Genomic DNA, 15,853 nt, shown 5'->3' with positions numbered 1-15,853 from the left:
ATGCTAAGAATTACGCCATTTCCACCAACCCAAATAAATTAAAGGAATGAGGAATAATGTAAGTATAGTTGAAGCAAATGCCCCAAAAATTAATGAAATGGCAAGCCCGCCAAAAACAGGATCAGATAACATCACAGCGGATCCTAAAATAATGGCAAAAGCGGTTAACAGAATAGGCAAGAGACGAACTACGCCCGATTCTGTGACTGCAGATTCGATTGAATACCCGGCGCGCTGTTTTTCTAAAATAAAATCGATAAGTAACAGAGAGTTGCGTACAACAATTCCTGCCAGAGCAATTACCCCGATCATGGAGGTGGCTGTAAACGGTTGATGCATAATCCAGTGACCGGGGAATACGCCAATGATTGTGAGTGGAATAGCTCCCATAATAATCAGAGGGATGAAAAAGGACCGATAAAATCCTGTCAGTAAGATATAAATAAGTACGATTGCGACTATAAATGCAGAGCCCAAATCACGAAATACGTCTAATGTTAAACGCATTTCGCCAAGCCAAAGTAATTGATTTTTAGTAATATTCTGCGGTTGCTCTTCTGTAAATCCAAGATTTCCAACGGTTAAATGGATGTCATGAGGCAGTTTTTCATGGGGCAGCATCTGGGTGATGGTTGCTACCGCGTAGGCTGGGCTGGAGCGCAGCATCTCGCCTGTAACGTAAACGACTTGATGTTGATCGCGGGTGAAAAGGGGTTTTTCTTGGATTACATTTTTGAAATCAACTACCCTTGATAGGGGGATAAGTTGATTTTGCTGATTTAATAAATACAATTTTTTTAGAGATGTAATATTATTCCGCGTGATTCTGGGCAAGCGAAGGATGATATTTTCTGGTTCAAGAAGGCCTGGTCTATGTCCACTACCTACATTAACTCCTTTAAAATAACTACGTATCTCGTTAGCCAGTGCATTAGGAAGCAGACCTGAAAACACAGCAGCATTTCGATTAATCAATAGGTTGTACTCCGTTAAATCCTCAGTGACAGAATTATCAATATTGATCATCCCATAAATTTGGGGATAGAGAGTGTTGCTGATGTATTGTCCCAGTTCTCTTAGATGATTGTAATCTGGTCCATACAATCCCGCTTCCATTTGTGAACGAACCGGAGGTCCTGGAGGACTTTCAAAAAGTTTGATATGGGCCAAGGGATATGTATGACGGACTTCAGACAATGAATCATAAACCTGTTGTGCAATTTCATGAGATCCAATAGTTCGTTCATGTTTGTTGATTAAGTTAACGCGAATTTGTGCATAATGGGGGCCAGTATTCATGGCATCCCCTCGAACCATAGCTGCAAAATCTTCGGGGGCTGCTTGACCCAAAAAGAGCTGATAATTGGTTATAAAATGATTTTGGGCAAGAACGTTTGAAATATCATCTGCAATCTTTAGGGTCTGCTCTAGGGAGGAACCAGCTCCAGAGTTCACTTCAAGTAAAAAGGTATTCACATTATCATCAGGAAGCATTTTCAGTTCAACGCCTAGGGGACTCAACGGGCCATTGGTTCCTGAGGGCCGGATGAACTGCCATAAAGGTTGCAACATCACCAGAAATAAAAGCGCAAAAATAAACGCGTAAAATGAATATCTTATCCATCGAGATTTTAAAAGCGCAGTAAAAAGATAAATATAAATTTTATGGATCAAGCTTAAGTGGTGTTTTTCTTCAGAGATGGGTGTTTGATTCCCTGAGTGCAAATAAGCGCGGTGTTTTGTTTTTAGCCATTGATAAGCCAAGTAAGGAACAACGGTATAGGCAATAATCAGTGAAGTAAGCATCGCTAAAGGAGCATTAAAAGGGATAGGCGCCATAAAAGGGCCCATCATGCCTGAAACAAAAGCCATGGGAATCAAGGCAAGAATGACAGTAAAGGTAGCAATGATGGTTGGTTTGCCTATTTCATTTGCTGCATAAACAATCAAACGAGTGAGGTTATGTTGCGCTTTTTGCATCATATGACGATGGATATTTTCAATGACAACGATACTGTCATCTACCAATAGACCCAACGAAAGAATTAATGCAAATAAGGTGATTCGGTTAATTGTTTGTCCTGATATCCATCCTATCCCTAATACAATACAAAGTATCAGGGGGATGGAAAAAATCACTATGGATGCTTCACGCCAACCTAAAAACAGCATTAAAAGAAGCACTACAGAAGTGATTGCAATTCCTAAATGCTCAATCAATGTATTGACGGCATCATTCGCATCATCACCATAATTGCGGGTCACAGTAGTTGTTACATCGCTGGGTATTAGATGATTTTCTTTAACGAGTTTTAACCGCTCCAGTATGGCATTGGCGACAACGACCCCATTGCTTCCTTTTTGGCGTGCCAGCGCAAGCGTCACTGCAGGTTTGAGCACCCCTGTGGGCTGATTAGAGGTGCTTGGGCCGAAGGCTAAATAGGAACGAATTTGTTCATCCGCGGGTGCTAACTCAACTCGAGCAACTTCTTTTAATAAGACAGGCTTACCATTATCTACTCCAATAATGATTTGATTTAGATCCTCCGCGGAGATGAGATTTCCCTCGATACGTAAGGGAACTTCACGCAGGTCAGGCTCCAATTTTCCAGCATTCAGGCTGATATTATTCATCTCCAATGCTTGCTTGATTTTTTGCAATGGAATGAAATGCGCAGCCATTTTATCAGGATCTAACCATACTCGCAGTGCAGAAGGTGATGCACCCATCACCCAGCTTTTACCTACTTGAGGTACCCCGCGTAATTGCTCGAGTACTTTGGTTGCCATGCTCTGCAATTGAGTTGAGCTGTATTGAGAGGAGCTCAGTGTAATTGTCAATAGAGGGACATCATACAGACTGATTGATTGTATCAACGGCATTAATGTGCCCGAAGGCATTTTATCCATATTGCTGTTGATTTGATTGTAGACTTTAACCAGGCTGTTTTCTTCGTTCTCGTTTACTTTAAATCGTACTGTAACTAATGCATTGTCATTTATGGCCATGCCATAGGTATGATCCACTCCCGGTACAGATGCCATAAGTCCTTCCAATGGCCTGACGATTTGATGCAACATTTCTTGAGCATCACTTCCTGGGCGACTCACGGAAATTGCAACAACGGGCACTACAATTTCAGGATTATAAGTTCGTGGTGTGAGCTCTAATGCAAGTGCACCAAACAGGAGGGAACTAAGAATAATGAGCAGCGTGAGTTTTGAGTGAATAAAGGCTCTAGCCATCTGGCCAGCACTGTTTAATAGTGGTTTATGTGAGATATTTTTATTCAAAATCCATGTGCTCCGATGCATTTTTTTGTTGAAAGTGTTGTGACAACATCTTTTTATTAGCAACTCTCATTTGTCCAATAAATGACACTATTTTATTTCTCTGATGGAATTAACTCATTCGTTAGCATTAACAATCGTCCTCGGGCAAGAATTTGATTGTATTGTGATTGAATACACTGATTTTTTGCTTGAGCCCATTTCATTTGGCTTTCCAACAATTGCCCAAGTGGAACTAATCCACGCCCATATCTTTTGCTTAGATGGCCTACCACTTTTTTTGCTTGCATTGCATTAGCATGATTTGCTTCATATTGAATTGCTGCAACTTCTTCAGCGCGTCGTGCCTGGATAAGTGCAAGACGCAGTGCATTCGCAGTATCCTCTAATTGAAAGGTAGCTTGTTTCACCTCTGCAACGGCTTTTTGAACTGCTCCTGAATGTTCACCTGAGCTAAATAATTCCCAATTGACACCAAGGGCGATGAGATTTGATGGAAGTCCAGCGCCAACAGTATTCCCATTCCAATCCTGCCGCAATTGTAAGTTAACCTGCGGCTTGTTTGTTGCATTGACTGCATCAACATTGGCGCGACCCGCCTCTATAGTTGATTTAATTGCACGCAATTGTGCGTTCCGGATGAATGCCTTTTGTGTCAGAGCGGCAATTGATCTTTTTGTTGTTGGAAACTGGACGGAATTTTTTGGAACATACAAACCTTCCTGATGGCCAATTAAGCTGCGGAACTCATCGAGATGGTTTTGCAATTGTACTTGTGCTTCTATTAAAGATGTTTTTACTGTCCTCAGATAAGTATCCGCCAGTAACAAGTCACTTTCTATGACCAGCGATTGTTTGAAAAGGGTTTTTGTTGTTTTGAGATATGCGGTAGCGGCATTGAGCTCTTCTTTCGCAACAACTACGAGTTTATTGGTAGCAAGAACAGCCTCGTAAGCTTGGAGAATTTCATAAGCTAATTGCATACGCGCCACTTGATCGCCGTGTTGCGCAGCTCGCATTAGGGCATTGGTATTCCTCAATCTTGCGATGGTTTCACCCCCTGAGTAAATGGGGACGATTAATTTAAATCCTGCATTGTAATTACTGTAATACCCTGGTGAATCCAATGCCTGTGGTCTTACATTAATTGATCCGGGACCTGTGAATTGCCCCAGGCCAAAATCAGCAAATGAAACATTGCCCTGACTTAATTTATAACTAAACACGTTTAAAGGATTGTCGCTGCGAGCAGCATTCATTTCCAAACCCAGCTTGGGTAAGCCAGCTCCCCTGGTTTCGATAATGGCTGCTCTAGCTGATTCAATTTGGGCTTGGCTTGCACCAATACGAGGATTGCTACTGAGTGAAAGTCTCACTGCTTCAATATAACTGATTGGTTTTACTCTCTCAGCGCTTGCTAAAAAAGAGGCGAGCAATTGACAAAGTCCTAATACAATCAATTTTTTGGGTATAATGGTGCGAATCATCGTACTACCAATACCTTCTGATAATCATGTGCTTGAGCTGACCAACTCTCCAAATCATTTTTTTATTTCCTTAAATTTGATGTAAAACGCGTTGGAGACGGGTTTTTACTTCTTGGGCTAGCTGTTTGATTTCCGGTTTATTAACTAATTGGAGTATGGCTTCAGGGTCCATAAATTCTACGTGGACTTGTTTTTCATCATCTTGTCGGACAACTACATTGCAAGGAAGTAATAAACCAATTGAGGGATCAGTTTCAAGAGCACTCTGTGCTAAATGAGGATTACATGCCCCAAGGATACGATACGGTGGAATCTCTTTATTCAATTTTCGCTTCATGGTTGCGGAGACATCAATCTCCGTAAGAATTCCGAAGCCTTCTTTTTGTAGTTCATTAGCAATTTGCTGAAGGGCTTGCTCAAATGAATAGTTGACTTTTTTGCCAAACCCGTATGAATTTTGCATGGCCAATCCTTGGTATTCAAGATGATGTTTTTATTGTAAACGATTTGGATATCAAGTTGAAAGGTTAATATGATGCTAGCTCATATGTGCTTAAGAGAGGTTGGGGAAATTTATTGATCGATTATTGTTTGTTTATGACATCTGTAGATAATCTTGCCTGTGGCCAGTTCAATAATTTCTCCTTCCGCCCCGGAGTGTTCTAAATCACATTGTTCGCTTAGATGTACCTTTAACGCGTCGATGCTTTGTCCTGTTGTTTTAGAGATAATTTTTTTTTCAATTGTAACTCTGGCCTCATAAGGATCATTCTGTTTGAGCGAGTTCATATCCCATACCTCCAATTTTCATGTTCCTATATACATTATAGTTAAGCTAGTACAAATAAATGACCATTGGAGGGAAAATTGTTTGTCGACTGTCGACACCATTTAGCTGGCAGAAACAGGGGGTAAATCAATTTTAATTTTGCCACCCCATGCAAGCCTGAGCGCATTAACAATAGCAAGTGCATCAATTACTTCTTGAAGAATGGCACCTGTGACGGGAGTGATATAACCTATAGAGGCAAAACTCATCCCAATAACACTCAGTAGCATTCCTCCAACAGCGCTTTGTAATGCAATTTTGCGGGTACCCAAACTCAGGTGAATTAATTCATCTACTTTATTTAAAGTATTTTCCATGAGGACGACACCGGCTGCCTCGGAGGTTATATTGCTGTATTGTCCAAAGGCAATGCCAACTGTTGCTGCGGTGAGCGCTGGAGCATCATTAATACCGTCCCCCATAAATAGGGTGGGCGCTTTTTTTCGTTCTTCACGAACAATGGCAAGCTTTTGTTCCGGACTTTGTGAGGCATGAATTTCTTTCAAATTTAATTGGGAAGCTAAATATCTTACCTCAGACTCTCGATCCCCTGATACCAGCATTATTTTTTTAAATTGGTGGGAAGGGGATAAATGACTGATAAAAGATTTCCCTTCTTTACGTGGCGCATCATGAAAAACTAATGAACCTATAAATTGTTCATCATAAAGAATAATACATTCTAATCCTGGAGATTCAGGTGGAAGCTCGTTGGTGGATTCAGGTTTATTAAGCAGAAATTTATTACGACTGGTCACATGAATCTGATGATGTCCGATAATACCACTTAGCCCTTGTCCTGGTTTTTCAGAGACGTGAGAGGCCTCAAGCAATTTTAAATGGCGCTCTTCAGCAGCTTTGAGGATTGCAGGAGCAAGAGGATGCTTTGAATAACGTTCCAAACTTGCTGTGTATTGCAAAATGTGATCTGAATTCAGGATTGTGTTTTTGGCAACATGGATTTCTGATAATGCGGGTTTACCATAGGTTAATGTTCCTGTTTTATCGAAAATTGCAGTACGACAGGTTGGTAATCGCTCAAGAACTGTTGGATCACGAATAATAATACTTTGTTTTGCTGCCATAGAAATCGCACTGATCAAGGTAATTGGAATGGCAATGAGTAAAGGGCAAGGTGTTGCAATGACGACTACTGCGAGAAACCGCATCGAATCTCCAGTGAAATACCAGGCGGCACATGCGAAGATTAAGGCTAATGGGGCAAAAATGGCGCCAATCTGGTCTCCTAATCGTCGTAAAGATGGTTTTTTTTGTTCTGCTTCTTTAAGTACTTCAACAATTGCTGCATAACGTGAATCGGAGGGGAGTCTGGTTGCCTGGATAGTTAGCGGGGATTCGCCATTGATTGCGCCCGAAATTACAGAGGTTCCTGGCGCTTTGGAAATCATATAAGGTTCACCGGTCAGATAGGATTCATCCATCATGCCATGCCCCTCCACAACGTTGCCGTCGACGGGACAAATTTCATAGGGATAGATAACAAGGTCATCACCGATACCAATATCATCTAATGTGATGTCTTCAATTCGTTCTTTTGATTTTCGATGTGCTTTAGTAGGCATACGTGCGGCTAGGGCCATTAAGACAGAGGACGCTTGACGCATGGCATATAGCTCTAACGTTTGCCCGCCAGCCAACATGAGAATAATGAGCGCAACAGCTAGGTATTCGTGGAGAAGGGTACCGGTGACTAATGCAATAGCAGCTAAGGAGTCTGCCCCTAAATTACCTTGAAACAGTTTACTTACGATTTGTAAAAATAAAGGGATGCCTCCAATGATTATGATGATCACTAAAGGAACTTCAGCCAATGGGACATTCATTATTTTCATAATGAGATATAAAACAATAGCAATCAGTGATAGGAAGACCAAAATCATTTTCCATTTCGATGCTATGGGAAAAGAGAATAGATTCATTGTCTTGAGTTAGGGAGGGTAATATTTTTAATAATAGTTAAGTAGATACGGGGATTCAAGATTTATATCGAGGTTCGCGTTGTAGGTAGCCCGGATTAACGCAGCGTAATCCGGGCTACAAGGATTAGCGAAAATCCCCTCGCCCCTTTGGGGAGAGGGTTAGGGTGAGGGGGAGTACCCCACACGATCAGTTACATAAACTTTTATAAGCTGCAACCAAACTGTTGGGATTCGAAACCGGTAAGTCGGTATCAGCACTCCACATAATGGCGCCTTTAAGTTGCTTGTTTTTGATAAACCGGCATACCTCCTTAACTACCTCTGGAGATTGATAGCCAATAAATTGTTTGGCGGTTGCGTTGTAGAGATAAGAACCCGTAATCAACGGGGTATTGTTCTCATCATAGGCATGGACTCGATAGCTCTTATAATCGAGTTGATTTACCAATTTATCTACTGATTTATAAGGGAGCAGACCATCTTGTATTGAATATTCAGCAGCAAAATGACTTGCCCCCGTCCATGGTTGTTCAAAACCAGGTAGATCAGGGTTGTCACCAGCTGCTACCCCAGAAAATCCTCGGCCATAGGCCGCAAGACCCACTTGCAATTGTTCCTTGGGCATACCGTATGCAAGAACTTGTTCTGTGATGGAATCTGTTGCATAGTTAATGGCAAACTCATCTTTATGACTGGTTTCTGGTTGCTTTAAATAGGCATGAACTGCTGTATAGGGATCACTACTTTGTGACCAAGGACCATGTAAATCATAAGTCATTAAATTAACACTGTCGGCATAACTTGCAATTTGTTTAAACCAACCCCCCTCAACGGATTGATTGATTTGCTCCAAATACTCTTTATTCACGGTGATGGTTACAGAGATATAAGCATCTTTCCCTAAGGTTTGTCGGCTGGCTTTGACTAAATCAAAAAGATGTTTGTAGTCAGCCAGAGTATTTGCATCTGGAGGTAATTGGCCGCCTGTTTGCAAATCAATAGGGGGTTCAAAATCGTAGTCAATTCCCTTTAAGTTTTTAAAATGATTCATCCAGGATTTAAATTGATTTAAAAATTTATCTTGATGGGCGAAGATGGCGGCGAATGTAGCGGTGCTGATTCCCTTATTTTCAACCGTGTTGGCCCCACCAATTGCTATGATCCGTTTTGCTGTATATTTATTGGAGTGAATAAAGGCACCAAAGCTATTCAGTTGCCCCACACCTTTTTGATCTGTGTAATTGAATAATTCTTTTTGACCGGTGTTGCCATTCATTTGTATGGAACTGCATGCACCTTGATTTGCGGTACAAAAATCGAGGAAATCTCTTGTTTCTGGTGGTAAAGGTGAGATCCAGGAGCCTTCTAAAGGCAGCTCGCCCCAGAGATCTGCAAAATGCATTAAGCCATCCCAGCTGGAGGGGATTTGATATTGGGCTTGATTGGGATCTTTGCTGTTCCATACTTGTAAAAAACTCCAGGCGACTACATCCGCTTGATTGAATTGAGCGACCATGTCCGGATTATACACATAAGCTAACTGTCCATATGGCCGACCTATTTTGTAAGCTCCATCATACTCGTAAGGAATTTGGCCATACATAGACCAATTGGTTGTGTATAAAGTTAAGCTTGCATTGGCTCCTACAGGAATTAGGGAAGCAGTAATCGTAGTTAATTGAATAATTCTCTTAAAAAAATTCATTATGTATCTCCAATGAACAGGAAGATAAATTTTAATCCTGTCAATTGGTCATTAACCACTGTCAATTGTGACAGGGGGATCATAAGACTAATAATTGATATTCTAAAGCCTTAGCCAAGGATTGATATTTATTCTTAGTGCCTAATTTTTTATTGATTTTTTGGATATGGAAATTAACCGTCCGTTCACTGATTTCAAGCCGTTGAGCGATTTCTTTGACGGAGTGTTGTTCCGCGATCAGCAGCAAGCATTGAATTTCACGCTGGGTTAAATGAAAAGCTTCTTTCTCACTAATTTGATCGAGAAGATGAGTTTGGATGTAGTGATAGTAGAGATGCGCGGTAACAAAAAAATCATATTGTGCACGGTTATCCTGTAAATTACAGTGCTGATTTTGCATTTGCACCAATAACAAAATGGCAAAATTATTATGTGGACCATGGATAGGGATTGATAAGCCTGCTTCTGCGCCAAAGGCAATAGAGTCTTCACGCATTTTACGTTCTGATTCACTGGCCGCTTGTGCCAATTGCTGTTTTAAATTCCAATAAATTGGTAAATGATTGTTATAGACAAAACTCAGTGTGCTATCAATATTTTGGTATTGTTCTGCAAGGTAATGTTGATGCCAGACTTTGAAATTGGCGGAACACATATCATATTTTAAATGATTGGCTGAATTGGGGTGATAGGCATAATAAGTAAATGAAAACGTGGTAATCCCTTTTTTATTCAAATAATAACTCAAGGCAAGATCACAATCAGCAAGCGAGCGTGCCTGTACTAATTCATTCTCTAAGTTTATCAGTAAGTCAGTCATACTTATTCATCATTCTAAAAGTTATTATGACAAGCATTATGTTTGCTGTGAAAATATAAAGAAAGAAAACAGAATAACCCAGTTGTTGCTCCATCCAACCACTCAGTGCACCAAAAAACACATAACTTGAGGCCATGATGGAGGTACAAACAGTGTACATGGACATTGGGTAGGCGCTTTTGTTGGCTGCTTCCAACAGATATCCCATATAGGTACCATTGGCCAAACCTACGGTGAGTTGATTGAATAGAATAACCAGATAAAGTAGGTAATGGTTTGCATTAAAAAGAGGAAATAAAAGATAGAGCGAATGACCAAGAAGCAAGAGTACCGTTACCTTTTTGATACAGAGTTCCAGTTTATAATGAGTAATAAGCCAGCCCGACATAAAAATACCTAACATCAATAAGGTACTTCCAAAAATCCCATAGAGCTCTCCAACTTGATATAAGTTGAGTGCTAAGCCCTCTTGATCCAATAAAAATAAAGGAATGATTTTTTGCATTTGGGCTTCGGAAAAATTATATAAAAAAATAAAGAGCAATGTAGGATAGATTTTTTGATTAAAGAAAAGCGTTTTAAATATTTGGTGATAGTTGGAGTGAATCGATTCGGTTCGTGAGTCGTTTTCTGGGATTTTAACTTTATGGTAATAGGTAAGCAGAAGCCCTATGACAAATAAGCTCAGAAAAAATATTCGCCATACATTCAATTGATAGTGCAACGCAAGGCCGCCAATAAGGGCCAATAAGCCTCCTTTAATAAGTAACCTTCCCATTTGATAAAAGAAACTGCGCCAAGCAACGTATCTTTTTTGTTCCTCATTATTTAAAAGTAAGTAAATACCATCAGAAACAATATCATGAAGTGAAGAAATAATGGCAAGACTTGCAAAACCTAATGAACTCAATATAAGAAAATAGGGCGTATCGACACCAAATGCCATGAACATAAAAAGCAAACTCAAGGTGGCTTGTGCATAAAGGGTTAATTTTTTTTTGCTCGCACGATCTTCCAAAAAAGGGGTAAATAGCGGTTTAATGGTCCAAGGGATCATAAATAAACTGGTTAAAAACGCAGCTTGAGTATTGGTCATCCCATATTGTTGAAACATGATGGTTGCAATTAACGTGACGACCACATAGGGTATACTTTGAAAAAAATAGAGACTGGCTATCCATTGATAATTCTTTGGAGATGTTAAGGAAGACACGAGCTAATTCCAATCTAATGTTGCTCATATTGTAACATAATTGGTCATTAATGAAAGATAATTGTTCACACGAAGATGCATAGCCATGCGCAAAATACTGCAGTCTTTTGGTGGCTGCGTTGCGCAGAGCCTCCATTGTATCTTAAATCCTTAAGTAGGCATTCATTTGACGCGTCTTAAGAGGGCTCTGTTACAGGATAAAATTCATTATCACACGCTACTTCTATTCTCATCCTAGAAATATAGCTCTCTAACGATTCGAATTGTTCTTCAGGGTGCTGACTTACTATTTTTTCTATTCGTTTTGAAACATGGAGCATGTCTCTGGAGCTTATCGATTTGATTGTGTATTGAAAACTCATATTCTCATTAATGTATGAGACCATGTCTTTCATGTTCGCGGGAACTTTTACATCGACGATGGGTTTGGCAGAATATAACTCAAAATAGAGGCTTTCTTTCTCTAAATTAGAAACAGCAGGATTAATCAGTCGCGCTAATTTTTGCACATGTTCCGACAGATTGGTTTTACACGACTTCGCATCCATCAGCCATGCTGCAAGGGAAAAAGCATTATCTTCCATGTCATACGCTACGTTGGATTGATAAATATACCCCCAAACTCCTTCCAATTTTTTTTCACAAGCCAACATGACATAAGAATGTCCGGGTATATCAATGCGGATAATTTTGGGCAAATCGTTTTCAAGTGCCTGAATGAGCGGGGTAAGCGATAGAATGCCCTTTTTTCCAGTGATCATGATATCACCAGTCATCAGCTTACAAAATGCATTTGCAATATCACCACATCCCACTGGTGCAAAAATAGCTTCGGCTATAGGTGTCGTCAGCAGTCCCGTTTTTTCCATTGTTAAGAGTATTTTGACTGTGGATTCTAGGTCTACTCCGCATATTGCTAAATAAAGTCGAGCATCTGCCACGCTATTAAAACGCTTCGCATAGGCATCTAAGACTATTTTTCGAAAGACGTAATCAAAGTTATCTATTGAAAAATAGTAATTAGAAGCGAAAAATGCAGATTTGCTATGCATGAAAATGGAATAAAGTTGTAAGTTATTATACAATATTGCAACTTTTTGTTATGTGTTGCAAGAATCGAAAAACATTATTATGCGTGAAACTAAAAATTATAAATTTTTTACAGAAGTTAATACTTTTAAGATCCATGTTCAAGCGATACTTAATCGTCTAAGAAAGCAAAAGGATGCCAGCCATATCGTTTCTGCGATTAATCTTATTCTTGAGGGAGAACTCAATAAATCGGTATCTTCGGCAGAAATAATTACTCTAGATTCTCTTTTGCATCATCCAGAGCAATATATTAAAAATATGGAGCCAAATGCCAAAGAAGCCATCCATTCTGAAGTTGAAAACATGCTGAAAAATTTTGTCACTGAATTTAATGAAGATACAGTTTGCTCAATGACTGCACCAAGAGCTTGAGAACGGGGGGCTCAGTTCATGGTGTTGGTGGGTACAGTTTTTCTCAACTCTTTTCATCTTCTTCAATCCAGCAGTCACTAGGACCACCTGGAGGTTTTGGGCGGTTTGGTAATGGCGATGGATGAAATTTTGCTCCCTTTTCATGTTCAGTAGAGCGAATGGCTTCTTTTTTTCGATGTGAATTGATAACCCGGTTTAAGGTATCAATAAGATTTTGATTTTTAAATAGAAAAAAGAGATCGTTATCTTGTACCGTTTTATCTAATTCGCACTTATTCTCTATAAATAAATCGGCATCAATTTTCTCGCTAAAGCGAGCAATCTCACTTTTTTCCTGTACGCTTTCTGGCTTACTCAGCACCATGAATGGAAGCTGGATGATATTAAGATCTCCATTACCTTCTGCATATTTTGCATAGGCTACAGAGACATTTTCATTATTTAACACATCCAATAAATCAGAATCATCGTAGATTCTATAAATAATTTTTTGCTTTTCATGAGCTGAATTGGCGACCTTTTTTGTAAGGAATAAATTTATATTTTTTAACTCATTGAACTCAGCAATGAGTTTTTCTTCGCCGCGCGCAAATTGCTCTGTAATTTTATATCGCATCATCAAAGATCATTAGTTACACAATAAATTATATCATAAATTGCTCAAAACCAAGCCTTTCTGCCTGTGTCTAGATCATTTTACCTCAATGTACTGGAGCCTCATTACGGCGTTAAGCTTTTTTAATTATCTGCACATAACTCTTTCCATCCTCTCCAGTGACAACACCATGAATTTCAGTTGCAAAACCTGGTAGTGCCTCTCCTATATCATCCAGCATAAGGAGAAAATCAAGAATCAGTTCGCTCTCATCTGTAATTTGTTCTCCTGGCATAATTAAAGGAACCCCTGGTGGGTAAGGCAGGATCATTGTGGCAGAAATTTTATCTTTCAATTGGGATAGGGGGATCAATTGTGTTTCTTGCCGAATGAGTTTTTGGTAAGCCTGATGAGGTGTCATGACGATTTTAGGTAATGTATCAAAAGCATGATACATCACTTGCGGCAAATTATGTTTTTGCATTAAACCGTGGATGGCTTTAGCCAACGATTGAATGGGCATCTTTTCATAAAATTCAGGATGTTCTTGATGCAACTGAGGGAGTAAGATTTTGACCGGTACATTTTCATCATAAAGTTGTTTAAATTTATTTAAAGCAGCCAATAATGCCATTGATTTTGCGCGAGTAATTCCCAAACTGAATAAAAATAACATGGAGTAGGGGCCTGTTTTTTCGACAATAATTCCATGCGATGCAAGAAATTTTTCCACAATGACCGCTGGAATTCCCCAATCATCGAGCTCATCATTTTTGATTCCTGGTAAAAGCACGGTTACCTTCACTGGATCTAAAAACAAATGATCCTCATCGACGTTACGAAAACCATGCCATTTTTCATTGGGTTTTAAGGGAAAGCAGGATGATTTTTTTTCTAAGGTCGGTTGCCATACGTCAAAATACCAATCGGTACTTTGTTTTTTTAAGCGTTTTACTTCCATGCGAAAGTCCAATGCTAATTCAATCGCTTCATTGATTAAATCATATCCATGATTACCGGCCATCATTGCCGCGGAGACCTCACAACTGGCGACAAGAGGGTAAAAAGGAGAGGTACTCATATGCATCATGTAATTGGCATCAAGAGTGGCTGCATCGAAAGAACCCTTAATGTGGATCATCGATGATTGACTGAACGCTGCCAATAATTTGTGCGTTGACTGCGTTTCAAAGATCACTTGATCCTTTAGGGGCGTTAAACTAAGTCCAAATTTTTCAGCGTAAATGGGATGAAAATTGGTATAGGGGACCCACGCACTATCAAAATGCAAGTGTTTTACCTTGAGTTCGTTTTGGATGTTTTCAACTTTATAAAGTATGCCGTCATAGGTCGAGTTAGTAATGACCGCGTAAGTAGGCCACGCAGTTGCCTCTGGATGCCCAAGAATTTTATCGTGGATCGCTTGTTCTGAGTATTCTGATTTAGGGATCCCACCAAGAATACCATAAGTATTTCGCGTTGGTTTTAGATAGATGGGGATAACATCGACCATCATCAGAAAATGGGCGATCGATTTATGACAGTTACGATCAATCACTACAGTATCCCCGGAAGTCGCCGAATACATTCCCACTATTTTATTCGATGTTGATGTGCCATTGGTTACAATTAATGAGCGATCACTTTTAAAGATATTGGCGATAAACTCCTCTGCATCACGTTGGGGTCCTGAATGGTCCAGTAAACTTCCAAGTTCTTCAATTGAAATGGATAGATCGGCACGAAAAATATTTTTACCAAAAAAATCATAAAATGCGGCACTGGTAGGATTTTTTTGAAACGCCGTACCTCCTAAATGCCCGGGGGTACAAAACGCATAATTCAATTCGTGCACGTAATGCATCAACGCTTTGGTAAATGGAGGTAAAATTTCTTGTTGATATTTTTCTATGGCAAGTAATATGCGTTTAAAATCATCATGTGCTAAGTTTGCATCATATTGCAAAAAGTCGAGAGTGAGATCAAAATCACTTAGGTTTATGTCAATGGAGGCATGCTGATCCGCCATTGCAAATATAGGTAACAATTTATTATGATTTGAAAAATGATGTAAATCATCAAAGCCGAAATCATCCCAATCATAAAGAATCGTAACAATTCGTGGATTTAAGCTGCTCACAGCGTAAGCATCTTTTAATGAGGTACATACAGTGAGCTCATAATTTCTTTGCCTTAAAAAACCTTCGAGTACACTGATAAAATGTTTTTTGTATGCTTCAATTTGTTGCTGATACACAATAAGAATATGATTCATTTGTACTCCTTTACATCGATTAGATCCATGAAATGTACTTTAGCTCATAAGAAAGCAAAGAGTATTTTGTGGGGGTCTTTTATCTCATCCCCTATATTGTCCAAGACTCCAGAGCAAAACAGAAGTGCTTTAACGACTTGAGTCTCAATGCATCAGAGTTCTCTTACATCACCATTTAGTTGGGGATAAATCCAAGTTTTTTAGGCTTTGTATATCATTTGATATTATGTATAA

The 15,853-nt window shown here is 39.5% G+C and carries 12 protein-coding genes; 1 reads left to right on the top strand and 11 read right to left on the bottom strand.

Features of this window, described 5'->3' with window-relative positions; genetic code table 11:
• Nucleotides 1–3: 3 nt before the first annotated feature.
• The 9 genes from OQJ13_RS03900 to OQJ13_RS03860 all read right to left on the bottom strand — a co-directional run bounded on the left by OQJ13_RS03900 (nucleotide 4) and on the right by OQJ13_RS03860 (nucleotide 12,370).
• On the bottom strand, nucleotides 4–3,294 hold the full coding sequence (locus tag OQJ13_RS03900; RefSeq protein WP_265709320.1) for an efflux RND transporter permease subunit: 3,291 nt from the start codon (nucleotides 3,292–3,294) through the stop codon (nucleotides 4–6).
• 92 nt (nucleotides 3,295–3,386) lie between these two features.
• Nucleotides 3,387–4,778 (bottom strand): TolC family protein, encoded by a 1,392-nt coding sequence (locus OQJ13_RS03895; protein WP_265709319.1) that lies wholly within the window; start codon nucleotides 4,776–4,778, stop codon nucleotides 3,387–3,389.
• 70 nt (nucleotides 4,779–4,848) lie between these two features.
• Complete coding sequence (locus OQJ13_RS03890; RefSeq protein WP_265709318.1) at nucleotides 4,849–5,241, bottom strand: DUF302 domain-containing protein; 393 nt, start codon at nucleotides 5,239–5,241, stop codon at nucleotides 4,849–4,851.
• A gap of 110 nt (nucleotides 5,242–5,351) precedes the next feature.
• Entirely contained in the window at nucleotides 5,352–5,567 is a 216-nt protein-coding gene (locus tag OQJ13_RS03885) for a hypothetical protein (protein WP_265709316.1), read from the bottom strand.
• Between the two features lie 102 nt (nucleotides 5,568–5,669).
• Nucleotides 5,670–7,547, bottom strand: a complete 1,878-nt coding sequence (locus OQJ13_RS03880) for a heavy metal translocating P-type ATPase (RefSeq protein ID WP_416209902.1) — start codon at nucleotides 7,545–7,547, stop codon at nucleotides 5,670–5,672.
• A 187-nt stretch (nucleotides 7,548–7,734) separates the two neighbouring features.
• Nucleotides 7,735–9,252: a glycoside hydrolase family 18 protein gene (locus OQJ13_RS03875; protein ID WP_265709312.1), complete on the bottom strand. Its 1,518-nt coding sequence runs from the start codon at nucleotides 9,250–9,252 to the stop codon at nucleotides 7,735–7,737.
• A gap of 79 nt (nucleotides 9,253–9,331) precedes the next feature.
• A complete protein-coding gene (locus OQJ13_RS03870; protein WP_265709310.1) occupies nucleotides 9,332–10,072 on the bottom strand; it encodes a helix-turn-helix transcriptional regulator in 741 nt (246 codons plus the stop codon).
• Nucleotides 10,065–11,285 (bottom strand): MFS transporter, encoded by a 1,221-nt coding sequence (locus OQJ13_RS03865; protein WP_265709308.1) that lies wholly within the window; start codon nucleotides 11,283–11,285, stop codon nucleotides 10,065–10,067. The genes OQJ13_RS03870 and OQJ13_RS03865 overlap by 8 nt, the downstream gene beginning before the upstream one ends.
• 176 nt (nucleotides 11,286–11,461) lie before the next feature.
• The gene (locus OQJ13_RS03860; RefSeq protein ID WP_265709307.1) at nucleotides 11,462–12,370 is read right to left on the bottom strand and encodes a hypothetical protein; all 909 of its coding nucleotides are present in this window, start codon (nucleotides 12,368–12,370) and stop codon (nucleotides 11,462–11,464) included.
• Nucleotides 12,371–12,416: 46 nt separating this feature from the next.
• Between OQJ13_RS03860 and OQJ13_RS03855 the strand changes: the two genes are divergently transcribed.
• Nucleotides 12,417–12,749 (top strand): hypothetical protein, encoded by a 333-nt coding sequence (locus OQJ13_RS03855; RefSeq protein WP_265709305.1) that lies wholly within the window; start codon nucleotides 12,417–12,419, stop codon nucleotides 12,747–12,749.
• Nucleotides 12,750–12,792: 43 nt separating this feature from the next.
• On the opposite strand, the gene OQJ13_RS03850 is transcribed toward OQJ13_RS03855, so the two are convergent.
• Both OQJ13_RS03850 and ldcC read right to left on the bottom strand, forming a co-directional pair.
• Entirely contained in the window at nucleotides 12,793–13,368 is a 576-nt protein-coding gene (locus OQJ13_RS03850; protein ID WP_265709304.1) for a hypothetical protein, read from the bottom strand.
• A gap of 109 nt (nucleotides 13,369–13,477) precedes the next feature.
• Nucleotides 13,478–15,619, bottom strand: coding sequence for a lysine decarboxylase LdcC (ldcC, locus tag OQJ13_RS03845; protein WP_265709302.1), 2,142 nt, complete (start codon nucleotides 15,617–15,619; stop codon nucleotides 13,478–13,480).
• Nucleotides 15,620–15,853 lie beyond the last annotated feature (234 nt).

The organism is Legionella sp. PATHC035 (genome assembly GCF_026191115.1).
Taxonomy (GTDB): Bacteria; Pseudomonadota; Gammaproteobacteria; order Legionellales; family Legionellaceae; genus Legionella.
This window is presented reverse-complemented; position numbering and strand designations above follow the sequence as displayed.

What these genes read in the sequence shown, in the direction of transcription:
- OQJ13_RS03875 (WP_265709312.1), bottom strand. Translation starts at nt 9,252, where the DNA reads ATGAATTTTTTTAAGAGAATTATTCAATTAACTACGATTACTGCTTCC.
- OQJ13_RS03885 (WP_265709316.1), bottom strand. Translation starts at nt 5,567, where the DNA reads ATGAACTCGCTCAAACAGAATGATCCTTATGAGGCCAGAGTTACAATT.
- OQJ13_RS03880 (WP_416209902.1), bottom strand. Translation starts at nt 7,547, where the DNA reads ATGAATCTATTCTCTTTTCCCATAGCATCGAAATGGAAAATGATTTTG.
- OQJ13_RS03895 (WP_265709319.1), bottom strand. Translation starts at nt 4,778, where the DNA reads ATGATTCGCACCATTATACCCAAAAAATTGATTGTATTAGGACTTTGT.
- OQJ13_RS03850 (WP_265709304.1), bottom strand. Translation starts at nt 13,368, where the DNA reads ATGATGCGATATAAAATTACAGAGCAATTTGCGCGCGGCGAAGAAAAA.
- OQJ13_RS03890 (WP_265709318.1), bottom strand. Translation starts at nt 5,241, where the DNA reads ATGCAAAATTCATACGGGTTTGGCAAAAAAGTCAACTATTCATTTGAG.
- OQJ13_RS03855 (WP_265709305.1), top strand. Translation starts at nt 12,417, where the DNA reads ATGCGTGAAACTAAAAATTATAAATTTTTTACAGAAGTTAATACTTTT.
- ldcC (WP_265709302.1), bottom strand. Translation starts at nt 15,619, where the DNA reads ATGAATCATATTCTTATTGTGTATCAGCAACAAATTGAAGCATACAAA.
- OQJ13_RS03870 (WP_265709310.1), bottom strand. Translation starts at nt 10,072, where the DNA reads ATGACTGACTTACTGATAAACTTAGAGAATGAATTAGTACAGGCACGC.